The sequence below is a fragment of the Agromyces selenitireducens genome (assembly GCF_052748465.2).
Genome location: NZ_CM188259.1, coordinates 2,771,305 through 2,784,321, shown reverse-complemented (window position 1 = coordinate 2,784,321; position 13,017 = coordinate 2,771,305). Strand labels below are relative to the sequence as shown.

Here is a 13,017-nt window from a genome sequence, read left to right as displayed (position 1 = left end):
AGGCGGCGATCGTCGTCTCCGGGGGGTCCACGCGGGGATACGCTCGACCCGTGAACGATTCGACCGTCGCCGTCATCGTCGTCGCAGCCGGGAGCGGCACCCGGCTCGGCCATTCCGAGCCGAAGGCGTTCGTGCCGCTCGGCGACGACACGATCCTCGGCGTCGCGCTGGATGCCGTGCTCGGCATGCGTGACGCACCGCACGTCGTCGTCGTGGCGCCCGCGGATCGGCTCGGCGAGGCGCGGTCGATGGTCGCCGCCCGTGCCGCCGCGGCATCCGCGACCTTCGACGTCGTCGCGGGCGGTGAATCCCGCCAGGAGTCGGTCTCCCGCGGCCTCGGCGCGCTGCCGCACGTCGTCGAGACCGTCCTCGTGCACGACGCCGCCCGGCCACTCACGCCCTCGGCGGTCTTCGACGAGGTCGCGGCGGCGGTCGTCGCGCGCGGGCACGGCGTCGTCCCGGCGCTCGCGGTCGTCGACACGATCAAGCGAGTGGATGCCGCGGGCCGCGTGCTCGGCACCGTCGACCGCTCCGAGCTCGCGGCGATGCAGACGCCCCAGGGATTCCCGCGCTCCGCGCTCGAGCACGCCTACGCGCGCGCCCACGGCGAGCACACCGACGACGCCGCGCTCGTCGAGTCGATCGGCATGCCCATCGACGTCGTCCCCGGCGACGCGCGCGCCTTCAAGATCACCGTGCCGGCCGACCTGCACCGGGCCGAGCACCTCGTCGCCGAACGCCATGGGGCGGATGCCGCGGCGCGGGCCGCACATGCCGCGGCCCCCGTCGCGGCATCCGCCGCCGTGCCGCGCATCGGCACCGGGATCGACGTGCATGCGTTCGACGCCGACGCCGACACACCGCTGTGGCTCGCCGGCCTGCACTGGCCGGACGAGCGCGGCCTCTCGGGGCACTCCGACGGCGACGCGGTCGCGCACGCGATCTGCGACGCGCTGCTCGCCGCCGCCGGGCTCGGCGACATCGGCGGCATGTTCGGAACCGCCGACCCGCGGTTCTCGGGCGCGCACGGCGAGGTGTTCCTCGCCGAGACCGTGCGTCGCCTCGCCGACGCGGGCTTCCGCGTGGGCAACGTCTCGGTGCAGGTCGTCGGCAACCGTCCGAAGCTCGCCCCCCGCCGCGCCGAGGCTGAGGCGCTCCTCACCCGCATCGTCGGCGCACCCGTCAGCGTCGCCGCGACCACGACCGACCGCCTGGGCTTCACGGGTCGCGGCGAGGGCGTCGCCGCGATCGCCACGGCGCTCATCGTGACCGGCTGAGGCGCGGCATCCGTCACATCGGGCTTGCAGCAGGCCCGCCGGTAGGCTTGCGGGGTGACCGTGCGACTCTACGACTCGAAGGCCCAGGCCCTGCGTGACTTCGTGCCCCTTGCCGAGGGACACGTGGGCATGTACGTGTGCGGCCCGACGGTGCAGTCGAGCCCGCACATCGGGCACCTGCGGAGCGCGCTCGTGTACGACATCATCCGCCGCTGGTTCACCGCTCGAGGCGACCGCGTCACGTTCATCCGCAATGTCACCGACATCGACGACAAGATCCTCAACGCCGCGGCCGACGAGGGCATCGGCGAGCAGTGGTGGTCGCTCGCGTACCGGGTCGAGCTCGAGTTCACGGCGGCGTACAACGCCCTCGGCATCCTCCCGCCCACGTACGAGCCCCGGGCGACCGCGAGCGTGCAGCAGATGCAGGAACTGATCGGCAGGCTGATCGAGGCCGGCCATGCCTACGCGGCGCCCGACGGCTCGGGCGACGTCTACTTCGACACCGGCAGCTGGCCCGCGTACGGCGAGCTCACCCGCCAGGCGCGCGAGAACATGGAGGCCGCGGCGGACTCCGACCCGCGCGGCAAGCGCGACCCCCGCGACTTCGCACTCTGGAAGGGCCGCAAGCCGACCGAGCCCGAATCCGCCGGGTGGCCGTCGCCCTGGGGTCCGGGACGCCCGGGGTGGCACATCGAGTGCTCGGCCATGGCCGCGCGCTACCTCGGCGACGAGTTCGACATCCACGGCGGCGGGCTCGACCTGCGGTTCCCGCACCACGAGAACGAGCTCGCCCAGTCGAACGCCGACGGCCAGGGCTTCGCCCGCTACTGGGTGCACAACGGCCTCGTGAACGTCGGCGGGCAGAAGATGTCGAAGTCGCTCGGCAACTCGGTGTACGCCGACGAGCTCCTCGAGCTCGCGTCGCCCCTCGCGGTGCGCTATTACCTCGGCCAGGCGCACTACCGGTCGACGCTCGACTACTCGGCCGAGTCGCTCGCCGACGCCGAGGCCGCCGTCGAGCGCATCCGCACCTTCCTCTCACGGGTCGACCGTCGGCTGCAGGGCACGCACCACGCCGATCGCGGCACGGATGCCACGTGGCCCGACGCGTTCGCCGAGGCCATGGACGACGACCTCGGCGTGCCGCAGGCGCTCGCCGTGCTGCACGAGACCGTTCGCGCCGGCAACCAGGCCCTCGACGACGAGGACCTCCCGACCGCCGCGGCGCGCCGTGGGCAGGTCGTCGCCATGGTGCGCGTGCTCGGGATCGACCCGGCCGACGCAGCCTGGGCGACGGATGCCGGGCCCGCGGCATCCGCCCTCGAGACCCTCATCACCCGCCTCGTCGACGACCGCCGCGCAGCGCGCGACGCGAAGGACTGGGCCACCGCCGATCGCATCCGCGCCGAACTCGCGGACGCCGGCATCACCATCGAAGACAGCCAGACCGGAACGCATTGGAGCCTCACCTCATGAAGGGCAGCAGCGGAAAGCCTCGCGCGGGAGCCGTGCGCAAGAAGGGCAAGGGCCAGAAGGTCGGGACCGGCGGCCACAGCCGCAAGGCGCTCGAGGGCAAGGGCCCAACGCCGAAGGCCGAGGACCGGCCGTACCACCAGGCGCACAAGCGCAAGGCGGCGGCCGAACGTGCCGCCGCGAAGTCCGGGGGGCGCGCACCCCAGCGCGCCGGAGCGCCGCGCGGCGCCTCGGGAGCTGCGCGCCGATCGAAGTCGGGCGACGAGTCCGAGATCGTGACCGGCCGCAACGCCGTCGTCGAGGCCCTGCGCACGCGCATCCCCGCGACGACGCTCTACGTCGCGTCGCGCATCGAGATGGACGACCGCGTCAAGGAAGCCATGAAGATGGCCACCAACCGCGGCATCCCGATCCTCGAGGTCATGCGCCCCGAGCTCGACCGGCTCGCCGGCGAGGGCGGCGTGCACCAGGGGCTCGCGCTCAAGGTGCCGGCGTACGAGTACGCCCACCCTCTCGAGCTGCTCGACGAGGTGCTCGCCGACGACGCCACGCCGCTGTTCGTCGCGCTCGACGGCATCACCGACCCGCGCAACCTGGGGGCGATCATCCGCTCCGCCGCCGCGTTCGGCAGCCAGGGCGTGATCGTGCCGCAGCGTCGCTCGGTCGGCGTGACCGCCGCGGCGTGGAAGACCTCGGCAGGCGCCGCCGCGCGGGTGCCGGTCGCGATGGCGCCGAACCTGACGCAGACGCTCAAGGCGCTGAAGGAGCGCGGCGTCTTCGTGCTCGGCCTCGACGGCGACGGCGAGGTGTCGCTGCCCGGCCTCGACTTCGCCGACCGGCCGATCGTGATCGTCGTCGGCTCGGAGGGCAAGGGGCTCTCGCGACTCGTCACCGAGACGTGCGACGCCATCGTGTCGATCCCGATCTCGGCGGCGACCGAATCGCTCAACGCCGGCATCGCAGCATCCGTCACGCTCTACGAGATCGCGAAGCTCCGCGCCGCCGCCGAGTAGCCCGATGCCCGCATCGGTGCGTGGGATCAGACCTTGAGGCGCCAGTCGCCCTCGTCGTCGGGGTGGTGGACGGGCACCTCGTCGGTGTCGGGCGCGATCGCCGGCAGCGCGGTCGTGATCGCCTCCGTCGGCGGCCCGATCACGGTCGCCTCGTCGCGGCGGTGACGCAGCACGTCGTTGACGTACGACGTGAGCGCCTCGGCGAGCGGGATGTCGTGGCCCGCCTGCTGCGCCATGTACCACCGGTGCTCGAGCAGCTCGTGGAACACCTCGGCGGGCTCGAGCTTGCCGCGCAGCTCCTGCGGGACCGCGCGGATGACCGGCTCGAACACGCGCATCTGCCACTCGTGCGCGATCATCTCCTCGTCCTGATCCTGCTTGTTGTAGGCGGCCCGGTACGAATCGAGGTCGTTGAGGAGCCGGCGCGCCTGGTTCTCGCCCGCGTCGAGCCCAGTGAGCCTGAGCAGCCGGCGCTGGTGGTGGCCGGCGTCGACGACCTTCGGCTGGATGCGCAGCGTGGTGCCCGACTCGTCGGTGCGGATCGCGAGCTCCTCGATGTCGAAACCGAGCTCGTTGAGCCGGTTGACGCGCTCGTTGATGCGCCAGCGCTCGCCCACCCCGAACGACTCGGGGCCCGTGAGCTCGACCCAGAGCTTGCGGTACGCGTCGACGATGCCGTTGGAGATGTTCACCGGGTCGAGCTCGTCGGCGACGCGGCCGCCGGCCTCGAGGTCGAGCAGCTCACCGGCGATGTTCACGCGCGCGATCTCGAGGTCGTTCTCGCGCTGCCCGTTCGACAGGCCGCCCTCGTAGAGCTTGCCCGTCTCGGCGTCGACGAGGTAGGCCGCGAAGGCGCCCGCGTCGCGGCGGAAGAGCGTGTTCGACAGGGACACGTCCCCCCAGAAGAACCCGATGATGTGGAGGCGCACGAGCAGCACCGCGAGCGCGTCGACGAGGCGCGTCGCGGTATCGGGGCGGAGCGTCTGCGAGAACAGCGCCCGGTACGGGAGCGAGAACCGCAGGTGCCGGGTCACGAGCACCGGGGCGAGCTCCTCGCCGTCGGCATCCGTGCGGTTGGTGATCACCGCGACCGGCTCGACGCAGGGGATCTCGAGCCGCTGCAGCATTCGCAGCATCTCGTACTCGCCCTTGGCCATCTCGGCCGTGGTCTCCTTGATCGCGACGACGTGCCCACTGAGGTGGGCGAAGCGCACGAGGTGCCGCGAGATGCCCTTCGGGAGCGCCGCGATGTTCTCGTTCGGCCAGGCCTCGAGCGGGAGGTCCCACGGGAGGTCGAGCAGGGCGGGGTCGGTCATGGCCGACGTGATCGAGAGTGTGCCGCTCATCAGGCCCAAGCGTACCCGGGAACGACGATGCCGGCCGGGCCGAGGCCCGACCGGCATCGCGATCGCATCATGCGGACGTCAGCTGGCGACCGGCTCCTGGATGAGGCGAGCACCCGACTCGGCGTCGAACACGTGCACGTGCTTCGGCGTCGGCATCAGGTAGACGGTGTCACCCGCGTACGGGTGCACGCGGCCGTCGACGCGCGCGACGATGTCGGTGCGCTTGCCCTCGATCGTCGAGTGGCCGTACAGGTAGCCGTCGGCGCCGAGCTCCTCGACCAGGTCGACGGAGACCTCGAGGCCCTCGCCCTGGACGTTCGAGACCACGATGTCCTCGGGGCGCACGCCGACCGTGACGATCGGGCCCGAGGCCGAGGCGAGCGCGTCGCGATCGACGTCGACGGTCGCGGTGCCGAACAAGATGCCGCCCTCGACCACCTCGGCGTGGAACAGGTTCATCGCCGGCGAGCCGATGAAGCCCGCGACGAAGACGTTCGTCGGCCGCTCGTACAGCTCGCGCGGCGTGCCGACCTGCTGCAGGACGCCGTCCTTCAGCACGGCGATGCGGTCGCCCATCGTGAGCGCCTCGGTCTGGTCGTGCGTGACGTAGACCGTGGTGACGCCGAGCCGCCGCTGGAGCGAGGCGATCTGGGTGCGCGTCTGCACGCGGAGCTTCGCGTCGAGGTTCGACAGCGGCTCGTCCATGAGGAACACCTGCGGCTGGCGCACGATCGCGCGGCCCATGGCGACGCGCTGGCGCTGGCCGCCCGAGAGCGCCTTCGGCTTGCGGTTGAGGTACGGCTCGAGGTCGAGCAGCTTCGCGGCCTCGAGCACGCGAGCGGCGCGCTCCTCCTTGCCGATGCCGGCGATCTTGAGCGCGAAGCCCATGTTCTCGGCGACGGTCATGTGGGGGTACAGCGCGTAGTTCTGGAAGACCATCGCGATGTCGCGGTCCTTCGGCGGCACGTCGGTGACGTTGCGGTCGCCGATGAAGATGTTGCCCTCGTTGACCTCTTCGAGGCCCGCCAGCATGCGCAGCGAGGTGGACTTCCCGCAGCCCGAGGGGCCGACCAGGACGAGGAACTCGCCGTCCTGGACCTCGAGGTCGAGCTTGTCGACGGCGGGGCGGGTGCCACCCGGGTAGAGGCGGGTGGCCTTGTCGAACGTGACTGATGCCATGGTGCTGTTCTCCTTCACCGGCAGGTACGTGCCGGACGATCCGTAGTGAATGGAAACGCCGACCTCCATGTCGACGCTCCCTCAGTATGGCACGTACGCGCGGCATCGCCGCATCCGTGACGGCGGGCCCGGCGGCATCGCGGATGCCGCGGTCAGCCGCCGCCCGCCGCCCGTTTGGGCGATTCACAGTGTCCGCTCCTACACTCGTCGATGCGTGCGCCCGCATACGCGCGCGCCCACACAGCGACCCGGAGTTGACCATCCATGAGCACTGGCGGACCCATCCAGCCGCGCCCCAGCCGCAACGAGCGACGTGAGGCGGCCCGTGAGAAGGCGCGGCTGCTGCGCGAGGAGCAGCGCAAGAAGGAGCGCCGGAACCGGTTCCTGATCCAGGGCGGCGTCATCGTCGTGATCCTCGCGATCGCGGCGCTCATCGGCACGATGATCTTCAACAGCGTGCGACCCGAGGGACCCGGCCCGCAGAACATGGCCAGCGACGGCATCCTGCTCGTCGGCGGCGAGAACGGCATCGAGCCGGTCACGACGCCGGCCATCCCGGCGAACGGCGAGCCGACGCCCACTGAGCACGACGACAGCGGCACGGTCGCGAACATCGTCGTCTACGTCGACTACCTGTGCCCGTACTGCGGCCAGTTCGAGCAGACGAATTCGGAGTCGATGCGCACCATGGTCGAGGAGGGCGCCGCGACCCTCGAGGTGCACCCGATCGCGATCCTCACGAACAAGTCGGCGGGCACGCAGTACTCGCTCCGCGCCGCGAACGCGGCGGCGTGCGTCGCCGAGGAGTCACCCGAGGCGTTCTTCGACTTCAACCGGCTGATGTTCGAGAACCAGCCCGAGGAGCTCACCGCGGGCCTCTCGAACGACGAGATCACGGCCCTGGCCGAGGAGGCCGGCGCGGCATCGTCGGTCGAGGCGTGCATCGACGAGACGCGCTTCAAGGGCTGGGTCGAAGACGCCACCAACCGGGCGCTGACCCAGCCCGTCCCGAACTCCGAACTGCCGTCGATCACCGGCACGCCCACCGTGCTCGTGAACGGCAAGCAGTACGTCGGCTCCCTCGAGGACCCGGCGGAGTTCCGCGCCTTCGTGCTGCAGGCCGCCGGCGAGAGCTACTCCGAGTCGAACGGAACGCCGACGCCGACGCCGACCCCGACGCCTGCCGGCTGACCCGGTCGGTCCCGCGCCCGGCGGCCCGGCCCCGGATCGGGCCGGGCCGCCGTCGTTCCGGCCCGCCGTCGGGTCGGTAGGATGTGGGGGAGTCACGCCGGCTTGGCGCAATTGGTAGCGCACCGCTCTTGTAAAGCGGTGGTTACGGGTTCGAGTCCCGTAGCCGGCTCCATGTCGAGCACGCCCGCACCGTCGTCCCACCCCGTCGCGGGCGACGATGCGCCGCGTCCGCACCATCACTCGCCGCCGCATGCCCACGCGGTCGACTCACGCGTGCCCCTGTGGCTCGCGATCGCCCTCACCGTCGTGACGGGTGGGCTCGTCGCACTGCAGTCGCGGGTGAACGGCCAGTTGGCGCGGGCGATCGACGACTACTCCGTCGCCGCGGTCATCTCGTTCGGGTCGGGCCTCGTGCTGCTCCTCGCGCTGGTCGCCGCCTGGCCGGGCGGCCGCCGCGGCCTCGTGCGCCTCGGGGTCGCGTTCCGCGCCGGTGCGGTGCGGTGGTGGATGCTCCTCGGCGGGGTCGCCGGCGCGTGGTTCGTCGCCACGCAGGGCATCGCCGTCGGCGTCCTCGGCGTGGCGCTGTTCACGATCGGCATCGTCGCCGGCCAGACCCTCGGCGGTGTCGTGTTCGACGTGCTCGGCATCGGCCCGGGCGGGCGCCGTCCGCTCTCGTTCGCGCGCGCGGCCGGCGCGGTGCTCGCGCTCGTCGCGGTGGGCTGGGCGGTGTCCGCCCAGGTCACCGCATCGGTCCCGTCGTGGGTCATGCTGCTGCCGTTCTCGGCGGGCATCGGCGCCTCGTGGCAGCAGGCGATGAACGGCCGCGTCCGCACGGCCGCCGCGAGCGCGCTCGCCGCGACGGTCGCGAACTTCGCCGTGGGCACGGCCGTGCTCGTCGGCGTGTTGCTCGTGCACGCGGCATCCGTCGGCCTGCCCGACCGCATGCCGTCGGACTGGTGGCTGTACACCGGCGGCGCGATCGGCTGCGTCTTCATCGCCGCGCAGGCCGTGCTCGTGCGACGGGTCGGCGTGCTGCTGCTCGCCCTCGGACTCGTCGCGGGACAACTCGCGGCGGCCCTCGCACTCGACGTGCTGCTGCCCGCGACCGGTCGCCCGGTGGGCGTCGCCACGATCGGCGGCACCGCGCTCGCACTCGTCGCCGTCGCGCTCGCGAGCATCCGCTGGGGCCGCCGGCCGAAGCACGCGGCGCCGCCCGAGCCGGAGGCGACCGCGACCCGGCCCGTCAGTCCAGCGAGCTGAGCCGGGCGGCGGGGTCGGGCGCGTCGCGACGTTCGGGTCGTTCGCGATCAGGGCGTCCGCCGACGTAGAGCCAGCCCAGCAGGTGCTCGCCGGCGGCGAGCCCGTGCGCGTCGGCGACGAGCGGATGCCGCGTGAGCGGGCCGGTGCGCCACATGACGCCCCACCCGGCCTCGTCGAGCAGCAGCGACAGGAGGTGGCCCACCCCGGCGGCGGCGGTGTCCTGCTCCCATTCGGGAACCTTCGGGTGCGGCCTGGTCGCCGCCACGAGCGCCAGCAGCAGCGGTGCGCGCAGCGGCTTGGCCTCGAGCTTCGCGGCGGCCTCGCCCTCGGCGCCCGCGGCCGCCGCGAGCGCGCGCCCGACCCGTGCCCGGGCGTCGCCGCGGATCGCGATCACGCGCCACGGCGCGAGCGACGCGTGGTCGGCGACCCGGCCGGCCGCGGCGAGCAGTTCGAGCAGCTCGGCGTCGCCGGGCGCGGCATCCGTCACCTTCGGCCAGGAACGGCGGGTGAGGGCCGCCTCCCGAACGGATGCCACGTTCAGGACTCGGGCGTGAAGTCGAGCGCGATCGAGTTCATGCAGTACCGGTCGCCCGTGGGCGTGCCGAAGCCGTCGGGGAAGACATGGCCGAGGTGGGAGCCGCAGTTCGCGCAGCGGACCTCGGTGCGCACCATGCCGAGCGAGTCGTCCTCGAGCAGCTCGACCGCATCGGAGCGCACGGACTCGTAGAAGCTGGGCCAGCCGCAGCCGGAGTCGAACTTCGTGCCGCTCTTGAAGAGCTCGGCGCCGCACGCACCGCACGTGTACACGCCCGCGCGCTCCTCGTCGAGCAGCTCGCCCGTCCAGGCGCGCTCGGTCCCGGCCTCGCGGAGCACGGCGTACCGATCGGCGCCGAGCTCCTCGCGCCACTCCTCCTCGGACTTGTTCACCTGGTACGGCATTCGGACTCCTCGTCGTGTGTCTCGTCCATCGTCGCAGTTCCGGCGACACGCGATGCAACATGTGACGTTCCGGACGTGTTCCCGTCGCCGGTTCCGGGTGGCGTGCGGGGACCCTCGGCATCCGCTCTCTAGGATGTCCTCTGACGAGCGGGCGACCGCCGACGAACCCCGGAGGTGCGATGGACGCCGCAGGCAGGCCCGAGACGGACCCCGGCGCCGGGCGCCGGACCGAAGTCGGCCTCGACGAGCGCGGCATCCGCATCCTCGCCTTCGAGGCCCGTGCGTGGCGCGACCCCGCACGGAAGGCCGACGCGATCCGCGACGAGCTCGGCATGCCGGCGGCCCGCTACTACCGGCTGCTCGGCGACCTCGTGGACGACCCCGCCGCGCTGCGTCACGACCCCATGCTCGTGAAGCGGCTGCAGCGGCAGCGCGACGCACGAGCTGCGGCGCGCGCAGAGCGGGCGATCCCCGCGCCCGCCGCGTTCGAGACGGGCCGCAACAGACCCCGGCAGGACCCATGACCCAGAAGTTCCCCAGAGACCGGTTCGACTCGATCCCCCACGGCATCGAGCGCGTGGGTGCGCATCGCGCCCCGGCGCGGCGCGGCGCGCGGTGGGTCGCCTTCGGCTGGGCCGCGCTCGCGGCCGTCGTGCTCGCGGGCGTCGGCATCGCCGCGGTGAGCGTCTACAACGATCGGCTCGACTTCGGCGGCGGCGAGCCCGTGCCCACTCCGACGCCGGTCGCGACGGCTCCGCCCACCATCGCCCCCGACATCCCGGTCGCGGTGCTCAACGGCACGGGCACGTCCGGGCTCGCCGCGAGCGTGGGCGAGACGCTCACGGCGGGCGGCGTGCCGGTGGGGATCACCTCGAACGCCGACACGTCCGACGTCGAGACGACGATCGTCTACTACGCCGCGCCGGAGCTCGAGGGCGCGGCGCGCGGCGTGCTCCAGCTGCTGCCCGTCGGCGACGTGCGCCTGTCGGAGGAGTTCGGCGCGACCGGCATGCAGGTCGTCGTGGTGCTCGGTGCCGACTACGTGGAGCAGTCCGAAGGCTGACGGTGACCGAATCGTTGCCAATCTGCGACCATTCGCGACGCTCGGAGCCTTGTGCCGGGCGCGCGGCCTGTGACTATCTGGATTCGGCCGCTCGAACGCGTGTGGAGCACCCGGTGCCGGGCCACGGCGCCACGTCGGCACGTCGGCGGCCCGGTACAGGCGAAGGCACGTGCTGACTCGGATACACGCAATATGGGAGCAACGCATGGCGAACGGAACCGTGAAGTGGTTCAACGCTGAAAAGGGTTACGGATTCATCACCGTCGACGGCGGCGGCCAGGACGTCTTCGTCCACTACTCCGCCATCGACATGGCGGGGTACAAGGTGCTCGAGGAGGGCCAGCAGGTCGTCTTCGAGGTCGGCTCGGGCTCCAAGGGCCCGCAGGCCGAAGCGGTCCGCCCCGCCTGAGTCCACGCCCGTCGAAGCGCCGCCGGCCCCGCCGGCGGCGCTTCCGCGTGCGCGGGGCGGATGCGGATCGGTCGCTCGCTTGCACTCGACGCGGGTGAGTGCCAGAATCGGTTTAGCACTCACTTGTTTCGAGTGCTAAACCCTTGGAATCTTTGAACGTCCGGAAGGGACGAGAGACACACATGGCAAAGATCATTGCTTTCGATGAGGAGGCCCGCCGCGGGCTCGAGCGTGGGCTCAACCAGCTCGCCGACGCGGTCAAGGTGACCCTCGGCCCGCGCGGCCGCAACGTCGTCCTCGAGAAGAAGTGGGGCGCTCCCACGATCACCAACGACGGCGTGTCGATCGCCAAGGAGATCGAGCTCGACGACCCGTACGAGAAGATCGGCGCGGAGCTCGTCAAGGAGGTCGCGAAGAAGACCGACGACGTCGCCGGTGACGGCACCACCACGTCGGTCGTGCTCGCCCAGGCGCTCGTGCGCGAGGGCCTGCGCAACGTCGCGGCCGGCGCCGACCCCATCTCGCTGAAGCGCGGCATCGAGAAGGCCGTCGCGGCCGTCTCGGAGGAGCTGCTCTCCGCGGCGAAGGAGATCGAGACCAAGGAGCAGATCGCTGCGACCGCGTCGATCTCGGCCGCCGACGCGCAGATCGGCGAGATCATCGCCGAGGCGATCGACAAGGTCGGCAAGGAGGGCGTCGTCACCGTCGAGGAGTCGAACACCTTCGGCACCGAGCTCGAGCTGACCGAGGGCATGCGCTTCGACAAGGGCTACCTGTCGGCCTACTTCGTCACCGACCCGGAGCGCCAGGAGGCGGTGTTCGAGGACCCGTACATCCTCATCGCCAACCAGAAGATCTCCAACATCAAGGACCTCCTCCCGGTCGTCGACAAGGTGATCCAGTCGGGCAAGCAGCTCCTGATCATCGCCGAGGACGTCGACGGCGAGGCCCTGGCCACGCTCGTCGTGAACAAGATCCGCGGCATCTTCAAGTCGGTCGCCGTCAAGGCCCCCGGCTTCGGCGACCGCCGCAAGGCGCAGCTGCAGGACATCGCGATCCTCACCGGCGGCCAGGTCATCTCCGAGGAGGTCGGCCTCAAGCTCGAGAACGCGACCCTCGACCTGCTCGGCCAGGCGCGCAAGGTCGTCATCACCAAGGACGAGACCACCATCGTCGAGGGCGCGGGCGACCCCGACCAGATCGCGGGCCGCGTCGCCCAGATCCGTTCGGAGATCGACAACACCGACTCGGACTACGACCGCGAGAAGCTGCAGGAGCGCCTCGCGAAGCTCGCCGGCGGCGTCGCCGTCATCAAGGCGGGTGCGGCCACCGAGGTCGAGCTCAAGGAGCGCAAGCACCGCATCGAGGACGCCGTCCGCAACGCGAAGGCCGCCGTCGAGGAGGGCATCGTCGCCGGTGGTGGCGTGGCCCTCATCCAGGCCGGCGCGAAGGCGTTCGCGACCCTGTCGCTCGAGGGCGACGAGGCGACCGGCGCCAACATCGTGCGCGTCGCCATCGAGGCACCGCTCAAGCAGATCGCCCTCAACGCGGGCATGGAGCCGGGCGTCGTGGCGAACAAGGTCGCCGAGCTCCCGGACGGTCACGGCCTCAACGCCGCGACCGGCGAGTACGGCGACCTCATCGCGCAGGGCATCATCGACCCGGCGAAGGTCACGCGCTCGGCGCTGCAGAACGCCGCGTCGATCGCCGGCCTCTTCCTCACCACCGAGGCCGTCGTCGCAGAGAAGCCCGAGAAGGCTGCTGCGGCTCCCGCCGACCCGACGGGCGGCATGGACTTCTAGTCCGCACGGCACCACGCGCGAAGGGCGCCTCCTCAGGGAGGCGCCCTTCGTCGTCCTCGGGC

General features: G+C 71.8%; 13 protein-coding genes and 1 tRNA gene. 10 read left to right on the top strand and 4 right to left on the bottom strand.

Annotated features, from left to right (window positions below):
* Positions 1-50 precede the first annotated feature (50 nt).
* From ispD to rlmB, 3 genes are read left to right on the top strand one after another with little or no spacing between them, the layout of a single operon-like run.
* The gene (gene ispD, locus ACULK4_RS13025; RefSeq protein WP_445966010.1) at positions 51-1,277 is read left to right on the top strand and encodes a 2-C-methyl-D-erythritol 4-phosphate cytidylyltransferase; all 1,227 of its coding nucleotides are present in this window, start codon (positions 51-53) and stop codon (positions 1,275-1,277) included.
* A gap of 54 nt (positions 1,278-1,331) precedes the next feature.
* Positions 1,332-2,756, top strand: coding sequence for a cysteine--tRNA ligase (gene cysS / locus ACULK4_RS13020; protein ID WP_445966009.1), 1,425 nt, complete (start codon positions 1,332-1,334; stop codon positions 2,754-2,756).
* On the top strand, positions 2,753-3,766 hold the full coding sequence (rlmB, locus tag ACULK4_RS13015; protein WP_445966008.1) for a 23S rRNA (guanosine(2251)-2'-O)-methyltransferase RlmB: 1,014 nt from the start codon (positions 2,753-2,755) through the stop codon (positions 3,764-3,766). The genes cysS and rlmB overlap by 4 nt, the downstream gene beginning before the upstream one ends.
* Before the next feature lie 26 nt (positions 3,767-3,792).
* On the opposite strand, the gene ACULK4_RS13010 is transcribed toward rlmB, so the two are convergent.
* Together ACULK4_RS13010 and ACULK4_RS13005 are read right to left on the bottom strand one after the other, a co-directional pair.
* Positions 3,793-5,112, bottom strand: a complete 1,320-nt coding sequence (locus tag ACULK4_RS13010; protein ID WP_445966007.1) for a DUF4032 domain-containing protein — start codon at positions 5,110-5,112, stop codon at positions 3,793-3,795.
* 78 nt (positions 5,113-5,190) lie between these two features.
* Positions 5,191-6,291: an ABC transporter ATP-binding protein gene (locus ACULK4_RS13005; RefSeq protein WP_445966006.1), complete on the bottom strand. Its 1,101-nt coding sequence runs from the start codon at positions 6,289-6,291 to the stop codon at positions 5,191-5,193.
* Positions 6,292-6,555: 264 nt separating this feature from the next.
* Between ACULK4_RS13005 and ACULK4_RS13000 the strand changes: the two genes are divergently transcribed.
* The 3 genes from ACULK4_RS13000 to ACULK4_RS12990 all read left to right on the top strand — a co-directional run bounded on the left by ACULK4_RS13000 (position 6,556) and on the right by ACULK4_RS12990 (position 8,742).
* On the top strand, positions 6,556-7,482 hold the full coding sequence (locus ACULK4_RS13000) for a DsbA family protein (RefSeq protein ID WP_445966005.1): 927 nt from the start codon (positions 6,556-6,558) through the stop codon (positions 7,480-7,482).
* Between the two features lie 96 nt (positions 7,483-7,578).
* A tRNA-Thr gene (locus tag ACULK4_RS12995) sits at positions 7,579-7,654 on the top strand.
* A complete protein-coding gene (locus ACULK4_RS12990; RefSeq protein WP_501043317.1) occupies positions 7,654-8,742 on the top strand; it encodes a DMT family transporter in 1,089 nt (362 codons plus the stop codon). Before ACULK4_RS12995 ends, ACULK4_RS12990 begins: the two co-directional genes overlap by 1 nt.
* Here ACULK4_RS12990 and ACULK4_RS12985 read toward each other — a convergent pair.
* Both ACULK4_RS12985 and msrB read right to left on the bottom strand, forming a co-directional pair.
* Complete coding sequence (locus tag ACULK4_RS12985; protein ID WP_445966003.1) at positions 8,726-9,277, bottom strand: nitroreductase family protein; 552 nt, start codon at positions 9,275-9,277, stop codon at positions 8,726-8,728. The genes ACULK4_RS12990 and ACULK4_RS12985 overlap by 17 nt on opposite strands.
* Before the next feature lie 2 nt (positions 9,278-9,279).
* Positions 9,280-9,681: a peptide-methionine (R)-S-oxide reductase MsrB gene (msrB, locus tag ACULK4_RS12980; RefSeq protein WP_445966002.1), complete on the bottom strand. Its 402-nt coding sequence runs from the start codon at positions 9,679-9,681 to the stop codon at positions 9,280-9,282.
* Positions 9,682-9,860: 179 nt separating this feature from the next.
* Here msrB and ACULK4_RS12975 point away from each other — a divergent pair, with 179 nt between their 5' ends.
* The 4 genes from ACULK4_RS12975 (at position 9,861) to groL (ending at position 12,955) form a co-directional block, all read left to right on the top strand.
* The gene (locus tag ACULK4_RS12975; protein ID WP_445966001.1) at positions 9,861-10,205 is read left to right on the top strand and encodes a DUF3263 domain-containing protein; all 345 of its coding nucleotides are present in this window, start codon (positions 9,861-9,863) and stop codon (positions 10,203-10,205) included.
* Positions 10,202-10,744 (top strand): LytR C-terminal domain-containing protein, encoded by a 543-nt coding sequence (locus tag ACULK4_RS12970; protein WP_445966000.1) that lies wholly within the window; start codon positions 10,202-10,204, stop codon positions 10,742-10,744. Before ACULK4_RS12975 ends, ACULK4_RS12970 begins: the two co-directional genes overlap by 4 nt.
* A 205-nt stretch (positions 10,745-10,949) precedes the next feature.
* On the top strand, positions 10,950-11,153 hold the full coding sequence (locus ACULK4_RS12965) for a cold-shock protein (protein ID WP_376937399.1): 204 nt from the start codon (positions 10,950-10,952) through the stop codon (positions 11,151-11,153).
* Positions 11,154-11,335: 182 nt separating this feature from the next.
* Positions 11,336-12,955: a chaperonin GroEL gene (gene groL / locus ACULK4_RS12960; RefSeq protein WP_445965999.1), complete on the top strand. Its 1,620-nt coding sequence runs from the start codon at positions 11,336-11,338 to the stop codon at positions 12,953-12,955.
* The last annotated feature ends 62 nt before the right edge of the window (positions 12,956-13,017 follow it).